Genomic DNA, 21,544 nt, shown 5'->3' with positions numbered 1-21,544 from the left:
TAGATTCTATTTTATTACCCAAGGCTCCAACCTGTATGATGCGCTACTGCGCAACATATGGTCTCCACCATTGGGCTACGTTCCGGTCAACCCCGTTAGGGGCTTGTTTGAAATCAGTGTCTCAGTGATCCCATCGTTGTTAATCGATGATGGGGTCGGACTTACAGCCCTCCTCTATCTCTTTTACTTATACCCAGCGCTTCGCACTGGGCTATTAACTGTAGCACTTTCAGTGCATGTTGCGAACATGAGTTCGAAGAGATAATTTATCTGTTCAGATCAATAAATTGGGTTTTTAATAGTAATAGATACAGACTAAAACTAGAAGGTTGTTCTACCGTAAATTTAGAACCAATGGCACGAGGGAAATCGGTTGGTATGGTAGGGGAACTAATCCATCGCACAAGTTGTTTCTAAGGGGGAATGCATTAGATAGGTCTAGACAGATGATATTTCAAGCAATAATAGTACGTACAAACATCCATTATTGTACAGAATCACAGCATCACTCTTATTTTAAACACCTCTTTATTAAGCTTAATATAAGCGTATTAACCACTCCTGTCTAGATAAAATAAATATTTTTCATTTTCTGTCTACCTTGAATCGATAGTTGTTATCCACACTTAAATGGATTAATGCATAGTTTTACTCATACAAACTCGAAATAAGACTAAATGTTATGTATGACACTAAACCAGTAAAAAGTGAAACACTATGAGAATCTTCAATCTAATTTGCGTGGTATTACTGTTGTTCAGTTCTACGGAATTGTTAGCTCAAAACCTATCCATTTCTGGAAGAGTAACAGACAAACAGAACAGTAGTATACCTGGAACAAACATTATTATCAAAGGAACGACCCAAGGGGTTATTTCTGATATTGACGGAAACTACACCTTAAATAATATTCCACCGAATGCTGTATTGGTCTTCTCATTTATCGGGATGCAGAAAGAGGAGGTCTCGATAAAAGGGAGACAGACAGGAGCAGTTGTAAATGTTACCTTACAGTCGAGCAGCATTGGACTTGATGAAGTGGTGGCAGTTGGTTATGGCACAAGAAAGAAGAGCTCTATTGTAGCAGCCATTTCATCTGTTGGAGAAGAGGATATTGATAAGACACAGAACTTAAGAGTAGAACAAGCCCTACAAGGAAGAACAGCAGGGGTTACGGTAACCAGCAGTTCAGCACAGCCAGGGGCTGGAATGTCAGTTCGTATTCGTGGTGCAGGAACCAATGGAAATGCAGACCCACTCTATATTGTTGATGGGTTACCAGTAGGTGGCATAGACTATCTGAACCCTGGGGATATTGAGAGTATGGAGATACTTAAAGATGCTGCATCGTCTTCTATTTATGGTGCCAGAGGAGCAAATGGTGTGGTTCTGATCACGACAAAGAAAGGAAAAGCACAGAAGTTCACGGTAAACTATGATGGATATTATAGTGTTCAGAACCCTGAGAGAAAGCTCTCTTTAATGAATGCAGATCAATATGTTCTGTACTATAATGAGGCGCAACTAAACGATGGTGTTCGTCCAACCTCTTTTAATCGTAGAGCAGATACGGACTGGCAAGAAGAGATATACAGTAAGAATGCTCCTATGATGAATCATAGTGTGACCTTAAATGGAGGAACAGAGCATGCGAAGATCTCTACTGGACTATCATATTTTGGGCAAGATGGATTGATTGCTCCCAATAATTCAAACTATAGTCGTATCACAGCGAGAGTGAATGCGGAGACCAAGAGTCATAACGATAAGCTAAGAACAGGTACTTCACTATACTACTCAAACATTGAGAGTAGTGGAATCTCTGTCAATAATATCTATGGAGGCCCTTTGGCTTCGGCATACAATCTTGATCCTTTAACTCCCGTAAGAGATGAGGATGGAGCGTATGGGGTGTCAGAGAATGTTACCCAAGGGATTACGAATCCTGTGGGCAAGATGGCCTATCTTCATTCGAATACTAGAACTGATAAGTTCGTAGGTAATATGTTCTTAGAGTATAGTTTTCTTAAGAATTTGAAGTTCAAGAGTTCCTATGGTATGGATCTGGCTTATGTGACTTGGGAGAACTATAATCCAGAGTATAAGTTAAGTCCATCAGACTACAATTTAGTGGATGATGTACAGAAGAGCATGACCCGATATTTCAACTACAATTGGGAAAATGTGATCACGTATGACCTGGAGATCTCAAAGCATAAAGTCAACTTTGTATTAGGAAATACCATCTTAGAAGAGACTTCGCATAACCTATGGGGAAGTGGTGTTGATATTACCCAAACACCTAAAGGTCCTGATTATGCTTATATCGACAATACATTAAGTGATAAAGCCACACGGAATGCTTCAGGTGGAAAAGGTATTCCAAATAGGATGCTCTCCTTCTTCTCTAGAGTGAATTATGATTTCAACGATAAATACTTCCTTTCGGCTACTTTTAGAGCAGATGGATCATCGAGATTTGGTAAAGACAATAAGTTTGGATACTTCCCTTCAGTTTCGGGAGGATGGGTACTTTCGAATGAGGACTTTATGGCTTCGTTGAAAGATATTACGAACTTTCTAAAAGTAAGAGCGAGTTGGGGTCAGAACGGTAGTAACCATATTGGTAACTTCGTTTACATATCCAATATCTCTAATGCAGGAAGTTATGTATTAGGAAACCCACTAACTAGTGGCACATCAAACCAAGGTTTGGCACCCAATACGATACCCACCCCAGATATCCGTTGGGAGACTTCAGAACAGACAGATATTGGGTTGGATGTACACTTCTTCGATAGTAAGTTAACCTTTACGTTTGATTACTATAATAAGTTGACCAAAGATCTTCTTCTTGAGGTGAAGATACCAGGGCACTACGGAAGTAATTCGCCTATAGACAATGCAGCAGAGGTTAGAAACAGAGGTTATGAGTTCGATCTAGGTTACAATGATAAGATTGGTAGTTTCTCATGGGGAGCAAAAGCAAATATCTCGTTCAACGAGAATAACGTAACCTATATTGGAAACGATGAGAAGGTGCTTGGAGGTGCTGTTGTTCAGACTTACGGTATGGTTACCAGAGCAGAAGAGGGACTACCCTTGGGCTATTTCTGGGGATATGAAACTGATGGACTGTTCCAAAACCAAGTAGATGTTGATAACCAGCCTGTATCGGTGAACAACAACGGCGATATTGTACAGATGTCACCCAATGCACAACCTGGGGATGTACGCTACGTAGATCAAAATGGGGATGGTATTCTTGATGATCAGGATAAGATTAATTTGGGGAACTCCACTCCTACCTATTTCTATGGATTGAGCTTGTTTGCAGATTGGAAAGGGTTTGATATCTCTATCTTTTTACAAGGCGCAGGAGGTCATCAGATCGCGAACTTATCACGTAGACTGGATGCGGGGATGACGAATTTACCTACCACGATGCTTAATCGTTGGACAGGAGAGAATAGCTCGAACAGCGAACCTAGAGCGACCATTGAGGACCCAAATAAGAACTTCAGTAGATTCTCGGATAGATATGTTGAAGATGGAGACTACCTACGTATTAAAAACGTGCAGCTTGGATATTCATTCAATAAGAGCTTCCTCTCTAAGTTGAACATCAACTATTTGAAAGTGTATGTTGCCGCACAAAACCTATACACATTTACCGACTATTCAGGCGTAGATGTTGAATTTGGATCGGGAAGTATAAACTCAGGTGTTGACACTGGAACGTATCCACAAGCAAGGACATATACTGTGGGACTAAACCTTAAGTTTTAATCTAGTTAAACGGACTAGTCATCATGGAAGAGACGATGGATTACAATCTCATATGATCAAGAGACACCCATCATAAATACATTAAATGACTAGTACTAAAGCGTCTATTATTATGAATAAATATATTTTATACTTCACTATAACCGTTCTATCCATGCTGGCAACAGGATGTGAGGACTTTTTAGAAGTGGACAATCATACCGCGACGACAGAAGACAACTTCTATCAGACGGAAGAAGATGCACATGCCGCATTGTATGCAGCATATAATGCGATTACCGAAGACAAGGGAGGAACCAATGAGTTTGAGTTTTTTCTAAATATGTGTTCCGACGATATGTTTACCGGAGGAGGTAACTCTTCGGATGGTGTGGATGTCAGAAGATTTGAGAAACATAAGATGTTGGCAACCGATTGGCAACACGATCAATTCTGGTGGAAAGGATATGTAGGAATCTATCGTACCAACATCGCACTACAGAAAGTTCCTGCTATTGCATTTAAAGACGAAGTGGAGAAGAGACGTGTGATTGCGGAGCTTAAATTCATTCGTGCCTACATCTATTCGAATTTGGTAAGAATGTATGAGAACATCCCATTGATTACCACTCCGATTACTCTCGCAGACAATCCTGTGGGACAAGCATCGCCAGACGATGTGTATCAACAAATTGCTCGTGACTATATGGATGCGATAGAGGATCTACCTGCTACGGTTGTTGAGAATGAACAAGGGAGGGTAACAAAATATGCAGCAGAAGCGATGTTGGCACGTATGTATCTGTTTTATACTGGATTCTATTCGAAAACAGAGATGCCAGGTGGTGTTACTTTGAACTCTATTAGTGCTGTGGTTGATGATATTATTGTGAATGGTGGTTATCATTTGGTGGATAACTTTGCAGATCTGTGGTTGGTGTCGGGTTCGGATAAAACCTATTATAGCTCAGAGCATGTGTTCCAAATTCCTTACTCTTTTAACGGAAAGGGTGCGAGTCGTAGCGATGTACAATTCTATGGTGTAAGAGACCTTTCGAACACAACGACCTATGCTTCAGGATGGGGTTTTGGTACGATTCGCCCAGAGGTATATAATATTTTTGATCCTGCGGATACACGTCGTGATGCTACCATCTTGAATGCAGACGATGAAATTGGGGCAGATAACTATAGCCACGGCTATCAGTATACGGGATACTATTTTAAGAAATTCACCCCTCTAAGTAGATATGTGGATGATCCTACATTTACAGGACACCCTGATGGCCGCCCTGTGGTTAGGTATTCCGATGTTTTATTGATGGCAGCAGAGTTGTCGTTAAAAGGAGGCAACTTCTCTCGTACGGCACAGAGCTATTATGAAGAGGTAAGAGCAAGAGCCGGTTTGACCACCCACCCTTCGGTGAGTCTAGATAAAGTGTTTGAAGAGAGAAGGAAAGAGTTCTTAGGTGAAGGATTAAGATATTGGGACTTATTACGTAGAGGTTTAGATGTGGCAGATGCAGCGATCACTAACCACTATGAAGCACCATTTGATGTGCAGTTCAACAAGGCCACAAGAGGTGTTTGGCCTATTGCTGATGTGCAGATTCAATTATCCAGTTCTAGTTCAGTACCACTAAAGCAAAACCAAGGCTATTAAACCACCACAAAACTAGCATATTATGAAATTAACATTCAAACTACTATTGATATTCATATGCTTTGGTGTATGGAGTTGTGAACCAACTGAAGTTGGAGTTGTAGAGGATTATAAAAAACCTGATCCAGCAGGACTAGAAGCGCTAAAGAATGACATTCAGGTCAATGTAAGAGAGCTAGCCAAACAGATTTATGAAGTGGAATATGTTCGTGGAGCAGGTGGTGAGGATAGCAAGGCGATACAGTTCATTACTTGGGATTTTGGAAATGGAGAGACCAGTAAGCAGGAGAAAGATACGATCTACTATATAGAACCAGGGAAGTATAACATTACGTTTAATGGATACACGTATGATGGAGAACTTTCAAAGAAAGTTGCAGATGTAGACGCTACAGAGACATTGTGGTGTGCTATTGGAAAGAGGGTATCGATGGACAACTTCGATGATGAAGCAACATATGCTGGAAGATGGGTGAATAAAAATAAGAATGACACGCCTCTTTTTGATGAGTATCATGTGGATGAAGCTACAGCTTATCAGTTTCCTAAAGACAACAATGTGTTGCTTATTGGTAAATCAGGGGGCTGGTGGACAGAAACTGCTTATGACTTCACAAATAATACATTCGATTTCTCAAAGGATGGTATGTGGAGAAAGGTAGCACTACGTTTCTATATTCCCAACACTTTTGAGGTACCTGAAGGTAATTTTGATTTCAATATTCCTGAGTCCTACCTAAATCTTAAGATCGGATTGAATGATGGTTCTGGGAGACAAGAGATAGAACGTAAGATTAAGGTAAGTGAATTAGGACAGTGGGTGGATGTGGAGTTTGATTTCTCAGATACGACTTTCGATCAAGTAGATCCTACAAAGATAGAGAGCATCTGGTTTATGTTCACTCATAATTGGGATAATGATAGGGGTGCTGGTAGAGATGGTACTGGTGTGATCATGATTGATGACATTGAGTTGATTCAGAAAGTTCCTGGATGTGGAATCTAATTGCTAAGGATACTAAAACAATAATACGATGAACAAAATTCTATATATAGCAGCAATATTACTCTTATCCATCACCTTTGGTTGTGAAGAGGATAGAGATCCAAAGAGTTGGGATGAAAATGTTGTGAATCTAGATGCATCATTTAAAGATGTTTCTAGTGTTACTGGCATCCCTAATAGTTATGAATTTTCGAATAATACAAAAGGACTAAGCTATATTGAGTGGAACTTAGGAGATGGCAAGACGGTACGTGAAGAGTCAGGTATCATCATCTATACGGTGGACGGAGAATATCAGCCAATTCTTACAGCTGTTAATGGAAATAGAGTGAGTAAGAAAACATTCGATAAGATCACGGTAAAGGCAGAACAGCTGATCTCGGTTAAGGATATTTCAGAATCAGGTGTAGCAGGAAAAGAGAATCTCAGACAGTTAATGATCAATAGCGATCCATCCACGGTATTTGAGAATAGCAAATGGGACTTTGGTAATGGAGAGTGGGTTGAAACTAGTACGACCGATACCATCATCAGATATCTAGAAGCAGGAGACTATAATGTGAAGTTTGAAGCGACAGTGCAAGGTGCGATGTTGAGTGCAGAAACGACAGTGTCCATTGAAAATGGAGAGATTAAAAAGCAGGATGTGAGCTTCCTTGACTTTGAGAACACCACTCCTTTCGCAGGAAGTTGGGGAGAGGCCAATGGAGACACAAAACTTCTTAATGAGTATAATCCTAATACCAATCCTTATGCTTTCGGCGGAAGTAATGTTCTTGTGATGGGTAAATCAGGAGGCTGGTGGACTGAGGCTCGCTATAGTCTTAATGGTGTTTCTATGGATTTTGCGGATGAGTACAGTGAGGTTGCTTTTCGTATCTACTTAGAAGATAAAACCATAAATATTGGCGGGGTTGACTATCCCTTTAATATGTCTGAGGAGGAGAGGCTGATTAAAATTGGACTCTCGACCAGTGATAGTTGGGATGGTAGAGTAGAGGTAGAAAAAACAGTTGATGCTACAGGTCAATGGGTAGATATCTCTTTTGACTTTTCAGATAAAGATTTCTCTGGCGATAAAATTACCGCTTCAGACATTAAACATCTATGGGTTATGTTTAGCCATGGAAAAGGAACTAGTGGTGTAATCTATATCGATGACATGGTTTTGAAGAGGTCCTATCCAGGGATTACGATCCATTAAATCATAAGAAAAGGTTTAATAGACGATAGTTTATAGCACGATACATATAGTATGTAGAGAGGGTAATTACACCTCTCTACTTACTCCCAAACGTATAAAATTACAGAAGCAACATGAAACACATTCTTCCGCTCATTATAATGTTCTTAAGCGTATACAATAGTACCGCCCAGACGCTTAGGACAGAAGGAAAGCTTATAAAAAATGACCAAGGAGAGAAGGTTATTTTACGAGGAATAGGTACTGGTAACTGGGTGTTGATGGAGGGGTATATGATGAAAACGGCGGGTGTTACAGGAACACAACATGAATTTCGTCAGAAACTTATAGACACTATTGGAGAGAGTGCTACGGATGACTTCTTCGAAAAGTGGTGGCATAACCATATGACCAAGGCAGATGTAGATTCGATGGCGCAATGGGGATTTAATAGTCTTCGATTGGCGATGCATTATAACCAGTTTACTCCTCCTATCGAGAGAGAGAGTGCTTCGAACTTATCCAAACATGAATATACTTGGTATGAGAGTGGTTTTGAACGAGTAGATCAAGTATTAAGTTGGTGTAAGGCTAATAATATGTATCTTATTTTAGATCTACATGCGGCACCAGGTGGTCAAGGACGTAATGCAGATATCAGTGATTATGATCCGAATAAACTATCTCTGTGGGAAGATGTCAACAATCGACATAAGATGGTGGCACTATGGAAGAAGTTGGCCGATCGTTATAAGAACGAAGCATGGATTGGTGGATATGACTTGTTAAACGAGACCAATTGGAGCGAACTGAAGAATGACAACAACCAAATGTTGTGGAGCCTTTTGGAGGAGTGTACGGATGCCATTAGGTCTACTGGAGATAATCATATTGTTTTCTTAGAAGGAAATGATTGGGCTAACAACTATGATGGTTTACCAGAAACTCTATGGGACGATAATATCGCGATCAGTTTCCATAAGTATTGGAACAATGTGGATGCAAACTCATTGGATTGGATCATTGAAAAGAGTGATAAATATGATGTTCCTCTTTGGTTAGGAGAGAGTGGAGAGAACTCGAATGTGTGGTATACCCATTTGATTAAACTCTGTGAGAGTAAAGATATTGGATGGTCATGGTGGCCTGTAAAGAAGAATGGAATCAATAACGTGATGTATGTGGAAGAGCCAGAGGCATACAAGCGACTCGTTGATGGATGGAGAACGGAGAGTACGACAGATGACCTGACAGGGTCAGAAGCAGTAGATGCCTTAAATCAATGGGCAGAGAACCATAAGATCGAAAATGTCCGCATCATGTATGATGTGATCGATGCGATGATCCGTCAACCACATACCGACGATGGTAAAGCCTATAAAAAGCACGCTGTGGGAGATAAGACATGGTTTGCTGATTTTGATATGGGTAAAAATGGGTATACCTATTGGGATAAAGATACAGCCAACTTAAGCCAAGTTACCGACTATACGGATTGGAATACAGGATGGACATACCGAAATGATGCGGTAGACATTCAACCATGTGCCGATAAGAACGACGATGGTTCATTGGTTGGCGCAGCGTATAATGTAGGATGGACTGCCGACAAAGAGTGGATACAATATACGGTGAATAATCCGTCGATAGAGGCATTTAATCTTCATATTCGTCATGCTGGGAATGCGTCATTGATCAAAATTATGGCCAATGGTGTAGATATTACCTCTACACTGACTTTACCATCTACAGCGAATTATGATACATGGACTACGACGACATTTAAAGATATTGTATTGCCAAAGGGAGAGGTAAAGGTGGTCTTCTACTTTATTCAAGGGGGAGCAAATCTTAACTACTTTGAATTTACCGATGGTAAACCTATTAATACAGTAGATTTCCATGTGTTGTCTGCCAAGACCAATAGTGTAGGCGGAAAGATTTTTGTGACAGTAAATAAGTCGATTAATAGTACAAGTGTTCTGAATCCAATAGACTTCACCTTATCTGATGATACTGGTAAGTTTATTGGTATTCAAGATGTTGAAATAAGTAAAGATAATGACCGTCTGCTTGAGATAAGTTGTTCTGATTTCACCTATTTCAATCAACTGACATTGAGCTATCGTGGAGATAATATTACTTCGCAAGCACAGCCATTGGCCTCTTTCACTAGTCTGGATATCGAGAATCTATTGCCACGACAGTTTCGTGTCCCAGGGAAGATTGAAGCAGAAGATTTTGTTTTTAATAATGGTTTTGCCTTTGAAAACACCTCCGATGTAGATGGATCAAAGAACTCATCATATGCTAAAGAGGGGTACTACTTAGACTATCTTATTGCGGTAGAAAATACGAGCTATTATGATCTAGATATGCGAATAGCATCGACACAAAGTGCACCTAAAATATCTATGTGGCTAAGCAAAGATAATGGGGTCACTTTTGACTTAATAAAGACATTCACTCTAAGATCAACAGGGAGTTGGACGACATGGCAGACACAGAAAGCGATCAAGTCAATACTTCTACATAAAGGGGATTACCGACTCCGCTTAAAGGTAGAGCAACAGGAGCATAACCTGAATTGGTTTGAACTAAAACAAGTTGGTGAAACGATCTCAGACAGTCCTGATGAGATCTTTTCATCAGCCAATTTTAACCTATCCTACCAATCCCCTACCTGTTATCAATTGAATAACGGCAGTATTACAATATTAAGTAAAGCCTCGCCTATGGAGGTAACGTTGAATAGTAGAGATACCTACCATGTAAGTCAGAATATCCCATATCAGATTGAGGGGCTGTCTGCAGGAGAGTATGATATTCTAACCTCTACGATACATCCATATAGTAGTCAGCATAAAGTCATTCTAGAGGAGCCTGCTTCTCTATACGCCACCGCAAGAGTGGATGGCAAGAGTGTCTCATTTAATATTGAAGGTGGAGAAGCACCTTATACTGTTATTTTAAACGGTCAAGAGCAGATAACGCAGAAGGGCACTCTAACAGTAAATAACTTGGTGTCGGGAAGCTACACAGCAAAGGTTTCTGACAGTAACCTCTGCTCTGAAGATAGTGATATCACCTTCTCTATTGCGTCTGTAAATATATATCCGAACCCAGTGACCAGTGGGACACTTTATATTAATATCCCTTATGAGAGTGACGCGAAGAGCTATCAAACAGAGGTCTATTCGACAGATGGGAAGTTGATAGATCAGCGTATTCATAACACATATAATAACCTGATTTCACTTGATCTTCAACCTCTAGCTAAGGGCCCATATATACTTAAGGTTAGTCATCAAGAAGAGGTGGAGACCTTTAATATTATCGTCCAATAGTACCTAATAACAACAAAGATGAAGAAGCAATTGATATTATGGAGTCTGTTCTCACTATTGGTTAGTTGTGAAAAGTCAGAAACTCCCAATTTGGCCCCCAATAAGCCTGATAATATTGTACCACTAAATAGTGCTACTTGTAATTCGTTAACGCCATCGATGTCCTGGGAAGCGAGTGACCCAGAGCGTGATAAAATGACATTCACTATTTGGTTTGGGACAGATAAAGAGAAGTTAAGCGTCATCAAAAGTAATATAGATGAGCCATATTATACCACTGAAGAGCCACTAGCACCTTCGACAAAGTACTATTGGCAGATTGAGGTGCATGATGCGACGTCGAGTACCAAAGGAGATATCATGTCGTTCGGAACAGAAGGGCTCGGAGTCATTGGAGATCTTCCATCTATACCTAAGGCGTTAACACCACTACAAGGGTTGTCGGCAGGAGATATCCATTTTACATGGGAGCCTTCGACCAAAGGAGAGGGAGAGATCGAATATAATCTTTATACAAAAAAGAGCAACGCATCAGATTTCACCCTACTAAAAGGAGATATTACGACTACAAGTTTCCATAGCGAAATGGAGGCAGGAGATTGGAGCTGGTATGTCGAAGCAAAAGATAGTAGAGGGCAAATATCAAGAGGGCAAATCAACCATATTACACTCTATTAATCCATTCACTGGGATTGATTTTATACCGATTAGTTTCTATTGAAATCAAAATATTTAAATTATATACTGAAATGAAAAACAGATTCATCATCTTAACATGTATAGCAGTTTTTGCTTCCATGTTTTCTTGTACGAAAGAGAATAAAACTTCGCCTTTTGAAGATCAAATCGAAGCGATCCTTAAAAGGATGACCATTGAAGAGAAGGTAGGTCAAACCGCTCAATTCACTCTTGACGTCATTGGTAAGGGGGAGAATGTATACACGAGTCATTTCCCATTCCAGTTGGATGAAGTGATGCTTAAAGATGTTTTAGTTAATCGAAAAACGGGGTCTATTCTTAACACGGCATCCAATACACCACTAACACTAAAGGAGTGGCATGATGTGGTAAGTAAGATACAAAAGGTGGCTATCGAAACGACAGGTATTCCTGTTATTTATGGTATTGATGCTATTCACGGGACGACCTACACACAAGATGCTACATTTCTTCCTCAACAGATTGGACAAGCAGCAACGTTTAATCGATCGTTGGTGTTCAAAGGAGCCGAAAATACGGCATACGAAACAAGAGCATCAAACCTTCCATGGGACTTCTCCCCTGTTCTTGACTTGGGAAGAAATGCAGCTTGGCCACGTATGTGGGAAACTTTTGGAGAAGATGCATATCTTGTCTCTGAGATGGGTAAAGAGGTGATCAAAGGGTATCAAGGAGGTGATAAGAATAGTATAGACAGACACCACGTAGCGGCCTGTTTAAAGCATTATATGGGATATGGTGCACCTTTTAATGGAAAAGATAGAACCCCTGCCAATATACCTGTTCAAGATCTTATTGAGAAGCACTATGAGCCATTTGTAAAAGCTGTAGAGGCTGGTGCATTAACAGTAATGGTCAATTCTGGTATTGTAAATGGAGAGAGTGTGCATGCAAGCCACCACCTTATCACTGAGATGCTAAAGCAAGACCTAAATTTTGATGGTGTGGTGGTTACGGATTGGCAAGATATTAATAACCTATATGTGCGTGATCGTATTGCAAAAGATGATAAGGAGGCGATTAAGATAGCTTTCAACGCAGGAATTGATATGGCCATGGTTCCTTATGATGTGAAGTATACAGAGGATTTTGTAGCATTGGTGAAAGAGGGGGAAGTTTCAATGGAACGTCTAGACGATGCGGTAAGACGTATCTTACGTTTGAAGTTCCGTTTGGGACTGTTTGAAAACCCAGTGTTCGACTATAATGAATATAAGAACTTCGCTAGTAAAGCCCATCAAGAGGACGCTAAAAGAGCTGCTGAGGAGTCGATTACATTACTAAAAAATGAGAAAGAGTTATTGCCACTCTCTTCTTCGACTAAAGTTCTTGTAACAGGTCCTAATGCAAATTCAATGCGTACCCTTCAAGGTGGATGGACCCTTTCGTGGCAAGGTGAAAAGGTGGAGAAGTATATCGATAATCACAATACGTTTCTTAAATCGATACAAGATATCGCATCTCATGTCACGTATGTTCCTGGTCTTAACTATAAGATGAATGGAGCCTATTGGGAAGAGGAGAACATTGATATACAAGCAGCTGTTAGAGCTGCAAAAAAGGTAGATGTGATTATTGCTTGCATTGGTGAAAACACCTATACAGAGAAGCCTGGAGATTTAAATAATCTATCTTTATCGGAGAACCAGCAGGAACTTGTAAAGGCGTTAGCTAAAACAGGAAAGCCAATTGTTTTGGTATTAAATGAGGGGCGTCCAAGAACGATCTCAGCCATCGAACCTTTAGCACAGGCAGTGGTACACACGTATCTTCCAGGTACTTATGGAGGAGAGGTGACAGCAGATATTCTTTTTGGTAAGACAAATCCTTCAGGACGTCTACCTTACACCTACCCTAAGCACCCTAATTCACTAATAAACTACGACTATAAGCCTGCGGAGAATAGAACGGAAATGCAAGGAGCATATAACTATAAGGCGGTACAAGATCTACAGTATGGGTTTGGTCACGGTTTAAGTTATACGACATTTAAATATAGTAACCTGAAGAGTGATAAGAAAGCTTTTGGACCTCATGATACGATTACATTCTCTGTGGATGTTACCAATATTGGATCTAGAGCTGGCAAAGAGGCTGTACTTCTATTCAGTTCGGATCTATATGCATCCATTACTCCAGACAATAGACGTCTGCGTGCGTTCGATAAGATTTCGTTGAATCCGAATGAGACAAAAACAGTAGAGTTTAAGGTAGCGGCATCGGAACTTGCCTTTGTGAATTTGAATAAGGAGTGGGTTATCGAAGAAGGTCAATATAAGATACAAGTAGGTAGCGAAGTGTTGATGATTGAAGCGAATAAGAGTGCAAAATGGCATAATGCTTTCAGAACAAGATAGGGAAGCCTTACAGACAATATTTTAGTTTAAGAAAGTGTCAGGTATATCGTTTTATACCTGACACTTTTTGTTTTTGATTTAAAAACTTCTGTTAGCTTCTAATCAAATATTTGGTCTTTCTTTAACCCTTTAATGGACCCTCGACGACAGCGCATAAAGTAATAGAAGTGAATTATTATAAAGAATGACCATATCAGCATTCCATTATGCAGTCCTCTAAGTAAGCTTCCTGAAGCGTCAAGAACATAACGATACCAGACCTCATGGATACTATTACAGACTAGAAAGGTTGTGAGGTTAAAACGGAATCCGATATCCCAAAGATTTAGTTCCATTCGATCGCGTCTTCCGAAGAACCATCCTGCACAAAAACAGATCATTCCATATGCTATTGGAAGAATATATGTTCCAGCACCGACTCCAAGGTTCATATTGAAGAATAGAAAGTCAAATGCGATGGATGTTATTGCAATGACTGTTGCGAAGTAAATTAGATTTTTTGTAAGGAATTTCATTTTAAGCCTCCTGTTCAATTAGATTACGTACATTCTCATTAAAAAATAGTGCTATATTTCTCGATAGAAACTGTGACAATAGCTTCTTGCCAAGTTCTGTTAAGAAATAGTATTTTCGGTCAGGACCTTTGAACCCTTTACGGGTTTCAAAATCGACCACATCGATGTGACGATATTTCCTTAGTGTGCGATATAAACTCTGCTCTTCACATCGCATGGTTCCATTAGAGGTGGTCTCTACAAATAGTTTTATCTCCTCCACATATTTTGGTTCTTCTTTTAGTGCCAAGAATATCCAAAGTGTCAACTGCCCCTTCTTATAAGTCTCTTCCCACGCCTCTAATAATGGATCTACTTCATTGTTCATACGGTTGGTTTCTATTAGTATTATACATCTTGAATAATACAAACGTACACATATATATTTAAACAGACAAATATGATTTGCTTATGAAGTAAATACGAACCTTTTTTACTTTGCTATATTCTGTTGAATTAACCGATCAAGAGAGATCGATCCACCTCCATTTATTATTAAGAATAGACTACCTAGAAGCATGGCCCAATCTGTTCTTGCCTGGTGGAGCATGTACCATATATCGTGGGATGCCAACATCGGTATTTTAGTGGTTATGATGGCGACACACATGATGGTGAAGGTCACCAAACTGGATAATCGTGTTAATAGTCCAATGAGTATCATTAAGCCAAAAATGATCTCACATGTGCCCACAAAGTTTCCTAAGAGATCAGGGTTGGGCAAGCCTATTTTAGCAAAACGTCCCGCACCTCTAATGGCTGGGAATAGAAATTTCTGAATACCTTCAGAAAGAAATACAGTGCCAACCATTAGGCGAATTATAGAGATAGAACGACTGGAACTAGTGTAAAATAGAAGTGATTTAATATCCATAATAATGCTCTTTATTTCAATTACTTCACATCATAACAAATAGCACTGTAGGTTGTTTTAGGAAGTAGGGTAATTTAGAATGACATCTCGGCTCTAAAGCGTACTCCAAAGTTGTTTTCCATCTTTTCATATTGATGGGTCGCTCTGTAGATCCCCTCGACTCTCAAGAACTGAAAAATATTACCGACACCTACTCCTAGCTCAACAAATGGCTCATTATTGAGTGATTTAAGCTCCATAGGCATCATAAGTCCAGCCAATTGAGTGTAGTCTAAGTTTCCGTGTAATATCTTCGCAGAGACGGTCTCTCGCCAATCTAGCTTTCCAATTAAGGGTAGATGTTTAAGCAGGATGCCATTGATATGATAATCGATAAACAGGTTGGCAAACTGTGTGCTTGCAAACTCCATACTATTCATGGAGTTGTAGTTATAATATGCATATAGGAAGGATGGATTTCCACGATGAACCTCTAAGAGTGTAAATGGAACATCTCCCCATAAATAACCTGCTTCAGCAGCATATTTCAAAGTAGTTAATCCAATATTAAACTGATGTTTATATGTAGCTCTTAGTTTCAAATAATTACCGCTTTGATTATCTGATAATTCATAGTTGCCAATGGTGCATTTAAAGTTAATTACAGGAAATACTGAGTTAAAGTAATAGCGTTGGAAATATAGTTGATCGACATCTTGATCCCAACTAAAACGTGTCGTTAAAGACATCTCGTTATTATAGTAATATGGGATAAATTGATTATTCCTCGAATAGAAGGGAACATATAGCCCAGAATACGTTTTGTGTCTAGCGATATCTAAGGTCGACGTAATCCCCTGTTTCCATTCATGTATAACCCCTAGTTTGACCTCTTGATCACGAACCAATTTATCGATCTCTTCACGAGCAACAAGAGAGTAGTCAATCTGATCTCTAGTATTCTCATTTAATAAACTGACGTCTCCATTGTCCCCAATATTCACAAAATCATCCTTTACATTTAATGATATGAATCGCCATTTATCGGGATTTGTCTTAAATGTTACTCCTGTTGCATATTTGATCTTGTTGTCGGTAAATCCATAACCTATTTGACCTGTGACCATTGTATTCTTGATGAAGCCCTCGCTTGTACGGAAGTTTGCATTCAATCGTAGCCCTTCAATTTTATTTTGACTTATCCACTTGTTGTAAGGGCCAAAGTCGATATACTTTCCTTCAATATAACCGGTTAAGTTCATCTTTGCAAAGAAGTTACCCGTCTTTACCAACCAATGGTTATTCAAAGAGTCTAGAGAGTTAGCCACTTGCCTATCTCTTATCTCATTGCTTTCAATATAGATAGAGTCTATCGCCACCAATGGTTGGTTTAAATGCTCATTTTTCAGATCGTCTATCGTTACCTTCCGATCGGTGATATGCACATTACCATAGGAATCTATTTGAGTAAAATGGATCTTCTCTTTGGGTGCCAAGAAACTCTTCTTTTTATCGAAGAGTTCAAAATTTATATCTAAACGTTTGGTTCGACAGAACATCGTCGAATCATTAATAGATGCGTATGATTGGTGAAATTTAAGGTTGTTAATTAAATTTATCTGTTTGGTTCCTAAGAGGATTAATTCAATATCTAAAAGGGCCCACGAATCTTCGATCACTCGTACTTGCCCCGAAAACAGAGAAGAGTTCTGCTGTTTTGGTACAAACGAAATGGTATATACCCAACCATTGTCGGTATATAAACTATCGGTAATGTGATAATGATAGTAGTTGAGACTGCCCTGATGAACAGGATTTAGTAGCTGTTTACTGAATAATGTGATCTGACGACGATACAGATCTATGCCAGAAGTTATCTGACTGGCAATAAGATTAATATCCATCTCATTCATAAAATCTAATGCGCGCTTCTCTTCTTTAATCTTCTTATGGTAGTCTATCTCCGGGTTCTCTTGACGAAAGAAGTAGTCGTCTCTTTCAATCAATAGAACTGGAAGTTCTCGACTCTGTAGACTATCATCATTTTTAATAAATATGCCTTGATGGTTACGAAACAATATATTATTTCTTATAAACTTTGAGAGGTTGGTAATGGTAGCCATCATTTTAGTGTGACTATTATAAGAGATGTTAGAAATCCTGTTTGGATCATTCTGTTTCCTATGTTTGCTTATATTTCTAATTATCTGAAGTGCAGGATTCTCTTTGGGAGTCACTTTTACCTCCGAAAGTCCGATAATATCTGAGGTAAGTTGAATTGTGATAGAGTTCAAAACTGCTACTTTATGATGAGCGGTATATGTTACAGTTTTATAGCCTATCGCTGAAACAATAATGGTGTCAACACTAGATGGAAGAGACAATTTAAACTCTCCTTCATTATTAGTAGTCGTTCCGAAATTACTCCCCTTTATCTGAAGGTTCACTAAAGGAAGTGGGTCCTTTGTATCTTTATCAATAACGATACCTGATATTCGGGTATACTGTTGCCCATTGATTTTTAAAATATAAAGAAACGTAGTCAAAAGAATTATATACTTCAACATAAGATAACATTACTTGGTTATACCGACACAATTAACTTGGAGCTTTTTACATTTTCAGTTAGTCTCTTATCTGTATGATTACCATCGGATGAGTTTCTAACAGAATTAAATAACTTGTACTATACACTCTCTTGATTAAACTCTTTTAGACGGAGATATCGAACGTAATGTCATGATGAATATTATTCCTAATGAGATCATGTAATTATACTGTATGAAGATCAAGGCAATCACCTCAATCAGGGGATCAATAACAGCATTGATGAATATATTTCGTCTAGAATTGCAGGAGTCACTATCTCTCCTATATAAATTACTCTTTAAAACAACATAGTACTTAACAAGCCTATATACAAAGCCCTTAAACAGGAAAGCTAGAATAAGTAAAGTTGTCGATGCTTCTTTATTTTGATGATACCCAAATAGCGCTGTTGGGAAGACAATCAGTGATAAGGAAAACAGGAATAATAAGTTTAACCATACAAAAGTATTGTCGACCTCATGCATTTTTCCAAGTAGTACATGATGATTGATCAGTTGTACTGAAATAACCAAAAAGCTTACTGCGTAAGGAATCAGCTGAGGGATATATAACCTCAACAGCTCTACAAATGAGTAATCGTTCGTATCATAATCGATGGGAGCCTTTAATGACATGACTAATACTGTCATTAAAATGGCTATCACTCCATCACTAAAATTTTCTAATCGTTTCTTATTCAAAACTCAACATAATAGCTTTATTATTTTATTACATACACCTTAACCTTCGACTAGATTAAGAGAACTACAAATCATTACCTCCCAAGTTGTGAATGTAAATCACCAAAGCAAGGACATTAATTCCACTGACAAGAAATAGAAGTATATCCACCACATCAAATATTAAATCGAAACCAAACACAGCCAATGTACCCGCTAGTGATATCATTATTAAATACAATACAATCAACAGATTGGTATTTAAACCACCAAACAGATGGGAAAAGAAAAAATATGAACCTAACAGTGTTGTAGCACCACTTAGCAATGCAAATATTGTCATTACAATAAGTCCTACATATCCAGTTATATGTTCAACGGTTCTAAAGAAACCATATAGTCGTTCCATTCCTTCACTTGGCAAAAACATCATCTTATTGGAAATTCCATAAGAGGTTATATATGATGTTACAACCAAGGACAACAACACTGTTATTGCAGTTGGTATCGCCTGTGCGACAGAACTCTCATGTGGTCCTAAAGCTTTTCCTTCTTCTGATGCTAGAGCAGATGTGCCCAGTCCAGCCTCTGATGTTTGAATCACTCTTTGTAAACTAAAAACCATGCCTGCGGGGACTCCAATTCCCATACTTACGGGCTGAAAGAAACCGTCTATAACACGATCTAAGTAAAGAGGAACGTACGTCAATGTGTTTATCACAAAAAATACAAAGAGCCCCAGGTAGGCGAATATTGCAAACCCTATTAGAGATGTAATTGTATCGATAAATAGATTCTGACTCTTACTAATAACCAACAGGCCAACCATTATTATTAATGGGATTACAATAAATATATAACGTTGAAGTTCATTCATGTTATAATTTGCGAGATGACCTGTCGAGATAGTTATTACCGCATCAATTCCATTAAACTGAAACCCTCCGAATCCAAATACATAGAGCACGACTAAGCTAACGCCATAACAGTATTGCATCTGTGATGACATCGTTGATTTAATATAGCCTACGGGCGAGATGTTCTTCAACCGAGCTATAAACGTCTCAGAATAAGTTAGAGGGATTAAAATTAAAGCACCAATAATTCCCCATAATACCATTCCTTCAACAACACCTTGACCTTTTACTGATAATTTATTTAACGAACCTAGAACACCTATTAAAGATCCTGTTCCTACTTTTGCACCTAAAGAGAGCGAAGCTGGTCCCACGATATCTTTGAATGAGACTCTAGTATCTTTCTTTGATTTTATATTAAACTTGGAGAACGTACAAAAACTAATATATAGACTTATTACAACAAAAAATGGTAAGAATATTGGCCATACTGAATCTGAAATATTTGTTGTAACTTGTCTCAGAAACTCTACATTATTCATCTAATTTAGGAACCACGAATTATTGGTTATCACTCTTCTCATTTAAAAACTTTAGTATCTCACTGGTCTTGCTTGCACAGAACTCAATAATCTCATAGTCTGCAAGTTTGTGATAACATAATGGATCTTTCTTGATTGTCTCCATCAGATCACTTTTATTCGTTTGAACCGAAATGATAATCCCTCCAACTCTTGGTATTTTCCTTCCAGAGAGGATAAAGTTGCCATTTTGAAACTGATTGTCTAGAAACTCTATGTGTCCATCCATGTACTGTTTAATTACATCAATTGACACCTTGTAAGTTAAATTCAATATAAACATTATATGTATTGGTTATTAGAGGGGTTAGCACTATAATGAGAACCAATATGGACAATAAGTCCATATCAGTATCCTTTAGTTAACAATGTCTATCTAACTAGTTTCCCATTTTTAATTATAAAGTTTGGCATGCCTGGTCCCGTTATGCTACTACCTTGAAACGCTCTATTAATACGATCATTTTCATCCTTAGAGAATGTGATGTTTTTACACTGAAATGTATCATCAAATTGATCTCTAGTTCTTGATCCAATTAACGGAATAATATCCTCTCCCCTATTATATAACCAGGCATGAACCAACTGTGAGAATGTGATATCTTTCTCTTTTGAAATATCGTTTATCGTTTTTATTAGAATATCCGATTCACTACCGTTTTGCGACAGTTTACCAAATCCCATTGCACCAAATGCAACAACACCAATGCCCAGCTCTCTTGCTGTTGGAAGAAGATCTGACTCAATACTCTTATTTACAATTGAATATTCTAATTCTACTAATTTGATAGGATGTATTGCATTTGCTTTTCTCAACGTCTCACTATCAACTTGAGAGAGTCCGATATGTCGAATATATCCAGCATCAACCAATTCGACCAAGGCTCCTATTGTATCTTCAATGGGTATCCCTATATCTACACGTGCAGGCTGATACAAGTCGATAGAATCAACCCCTAAGTTCTTTAATGATGATGTAACATACTTCTTTACATTTGTCGGTCCAACGTCGACAGAATCCAACCCTTTCATTAGGTTATTAAATGTTCCGTATTTCACCGATAAGAAAACATCATCACGTGGAATATCCTTCAATGCTTCTCCAATAAGTTTCTCATTATGTCCACCTTCACCATAGAAATCTCCGGTATCAATTAGGTTAACTCCTAAGTCAACAGCTTCTCTTATAGTTGCAAGGCTCTCTTTTCTACTCGAATCGAGGTTTGTAGACATTCTCATACAACCTAAACCAAGTCTAGATAGCTTCAAATCATCTTTTTGATAAAATTCACTCATGATTAGATACTTTTTTAGTTTATATTTTCAAATGAGACATTTTATTCGACATAACACTTTAACACATCATGAGGTTTGCTAGAACTGAAA

General features: G+C 38.6%; 15 protein-coding genes. 7 read left to right on the top strand and 8 right to left on the bottom strand.

All coding sequences use genetic code 11. The features are described from left to right. Positions 1–717 precede the first annotated feature (717 nt). The 7 genes from K5X82_16975 (at position 718) to K5X82_16945 (ending at position 14,044) form a co-directional block, all read left to right on the top strand. Positions 718–3,789, top strand: coding sequence for a TonB-dependent receptor (locus K5X82_16975; GenBank protein ID QZT36907.1), 3,072 nt, complete (start codon positions 718–720; stop codon positions 3,787–3,789). A gap of 112 nt (positions 3,790–3,901) precedes the next feature. Beyond that, positions 3,902–5,431, top strand: coding sequence for a RagB/SusD family nutrient uptake outer membrane protein (locus K5X82_16970; protein QZT36906.1), 1,530 nt, complete (start codon positions 3,902–3,904; stop codon positions 5,429–5,431). Positions 5,432–5,453: 22 nt separating this feature from the next. After that, positions 5,454–6,437: a hypothetical protein gene (locus K5X82_16965; GenBank protein ID QZT36905.1), complete on the top strand. Its 984-nt coding sequence runs from the start codon at positions 5,454–5,456 to the stop codon at positions 6,435–6,437. A 28-nt stretch (positions 6,438–6,465) separates the two neighbouring features. Next, a complete protein-coding gene (locus K5X82_16960) occupies positions 6,466–7,641 on the top strand; it encodes a hypothetical protein (GenBank protein QZT36904.1) in 1,176 nt (391 codons plus the stop codon). Positions 7,642–7,754: 113 nt separating this feature from the next. Then, on the top strand, positions 7,755–10,967 hold the full coding sequence (locus K5X82_16955) for a cellulase family glycosylhydrolase (protein ID QZT36903.1): 3,213 nt from the start codon (positions 7,755–7,757) through the stop codon (positions 10,965–10,967). Positions 10,968–10,985: 18 nt separating this feature from the next. Further along, positions 10,986–11,645 (top strand): hypothetical protein, encoded by a 660-nt coding sequence (locus K5X82_16950; protein QZT36902.1) that lies wholly within the window; start codon positions 10,986–10,988, stop codon positions 11,643–11,645. A gap of 71 nt (positions 11,646–11,716) precedes the next feature. Next, on the top strand, positions 11,717–14,044 hold the full coding sequence (locus K5X82_16945) for a glycoside hydrolase family 3 C-terminal domain-containing protein (protein ID QZT36901.1): 2,328 nt from the start codon (positions 11,717–11,719) through the stop codon (positions 14,042–14,044). A 98-nt stretch (positions 14,045–14,142) separates the two neighbouring features. Here K5X82_16945 and K5X82_16940 read toward each other — a convergent pair whose 3' ends face one another. From K5X82_16940 to K5X82_16905, 8 genes are all read right to left on the bottom strand, one after another. After that, a complete protein-coding gene (locus tag K5X82_16940; protein ID QZT36900.1) occupies positions 14,143–14,559 on the bottom strand; it encodes a hypothetical protein in 417 nt (138 codons plus the stop codon). 1 nt (position 14,560) lies between these two features. Further along, on the bottom strand, positions 14,561–14,926 hold the full coding sequence (locus K5X82_16935; GenBank protein ID QZT36899.1) for a PadR family transcriptional regulator: 366 nt from the start codon (positions 14,924–14,926) through the stop codon (positions 14,561–14,563). 105 nt (positions 14,927–15,031) lie between these two features. Beyond that, positions 15,032–15,466, bottom strand: coding sequence for a DoxX family protein (locus K5X82_16930; protein ID QZT39148.1), 435 nt, complete (start codon positions 15,464–15,466; stop codon positions 15,032–15,034). Positions 15,467–15,546: 80 nt separating this feature from the next. Continuing rightward, the gene (locus K5X82_16925) at positions 15,547–18,018 is read right to left on the bottom strand and encodes a DUF5686 and carboxypeptidase regulatory-like domain-containing protein (GenBank protein QZT36898.1); all 2,472 of its coding nucleotides are present in this window, start codon (positions 18,016–18,018) and stop codon (positions 15,547–15,549) included. 135 nt (positions 18,019–18,153) lie between these two features. Further along, the gene (locus K5X82_16920; GenBank protein ID QZT36897.1) at positions 18,154–18,741 is read right to left on the bottom strand and encodes a TMEM175 family protein; all 588 of its coding nucleotides are present in this window, start codon (positions 18,739–18,741) and stop codon (positions 18,154–18,156) included. A 64-nt stretch (positions 18,742–18,805) separates the two neighbouring features. Next, positions 18,806–20,119 carry a hypothetical protein gene (locus K5X82_16915; protein QZT36896.1) on the bottom strand — a complete coding sequence of 438 codons (1,314 nt, stop codon included), beginning with the start codon at positions 20,117–20,119 and terminating at the stop codon, positions 18,806–18,808. A 19-nt stretch (positions 20,120–20,138) separates the two neighbouring features. Continuing rightward, the gene (locus tag K5X82_16910) at positions 20,139–20,441 is read right to left on the bottom strand and encodes a hypothetical protein (protein ID QZT36895.1); all 303 of its coding nucleotides are present in this window, start codon (positions 20,439–20,441) and stop codon (positions 20,139–20,141) included. Between the two features lie 89 nt (positions 20,442–20,530). Beyond that, positions 20,531–21,454 carry an aldo/keto reductase gene (locus K5X82_16905; protein QZT36894.1) on the bottom strand — a complete coding sequence of 308 codons (924 nt, stop codon included), beginning with the start codon at positions 21,452–21,454 and terminating at the stop codon, positions 20,531–20,533. Positions 21,455–21,544 lie beyond the last annotated feature (90 nt).

The sequence above is a fragment of the Prolixibacteraceae bacterium genome (assembly GCA_019856515.1).
Lineage (GTDB): Bacteria > Bacteroidota > Bacteroidia > Bacteroidales > Prolixibacteraceae > Halosquirtibacter > Halosquirtibacter xylanolyticus.
Note: the sequence above shows the minus strand (reverse complement) of the source record. Positions and strands in the feature narration are given on the sequence as shown.

Excerpts from the sequence above, each read along its gene's own strand:
- K5X82_16975 (QZT36907.1), top strand. The coding sequence starts at position 718 with ATGAGAATCTTCAATCTAATTTGCGTGGTATTACTGTTGTTCAGTTCT.
- K5X82_16970 (QZT36906.1), top strand. The coding sequence starts at position 3,902 with ATGAATAAATATATTTTATACTTCACTATAACCGTTCTATCCATGCTG.
- K5X82_16965 (QZT36905.1), top strand. The coding sequence starts at position 5,454 with ATGAAATTAACATTCAAACTACTATTGATATTCATATGCTTTGGTGTA.
- K5X82_16960 (QZT36904.1), top strand. The coding sequence starts at position 6,466 with ATGAACAAAATTCTATATATAGCAGCAATATTACTCTTATCCATCACC.
- K5X82_16955 (QZT36903.1), top strand. The coding sequence starts at position 7,755 with ATGAAACACATTCTTCCGCTCATTATAATGTTCTTAAGCGTATACAAT.
- K5X82_16950 (QZT36902.1), top strand. The coding sequence starts at position 10,986 with ATGAAGAAGCAATTGATATTATGGAGTCTGTTCTCACTATTGGTTAGT.
- K5X82_16945 (QZT36901.1), top strand. The coding sequence starts at position 11,717 with ATGAAAAACAGATTCATCATCTTAACATGTATAGCAGTTTTTGCTTCC.
- K5X82_16940 (QZT36900.1), bottom strand. The coding sequence starts at position 14,559 with ATGAAATTCCTTACAAAAAATCTAATTTACTTCGCAACAGTCATTGCA.
- K5X82_16935 (QZT36899.1), bottom strand. The coding sequence starts at position 14,926 with ATGAACAATGAAGTAGATCCATTATTAGAGGCGTGGGAAGAGACTTAT.
- K5X82_16925 (QZT36898.1), bottom strand. The coding sequence starts at position 18,018 with ATGTTGAAGTATATAATTCTTTTGACTACGTTTCTTTATATTTTAAAA.
- K5X82_16915 (QZT36896.1), bottom strand. The coding sequence starts at position 20,119 with ATGAATAATGTAGAGTTTCTGAGACAAGTTACAACAAATATTTCAGAT.
- K5X82_16910 (QZT36895.1), bottom strand. The coding sequence starts at position 20,441 with ATGTTTATATTGAATTTAACTTACAAGGTGTCAATTGATGTAATTAAA.
- K5X82_16905 (QZT36894.1), bottom strand. The coding sequence starts at position 21,454 with ATGAGTGAATTTTATCAAAAAGATGATTTGAAGCTATCTAGACTTGGT.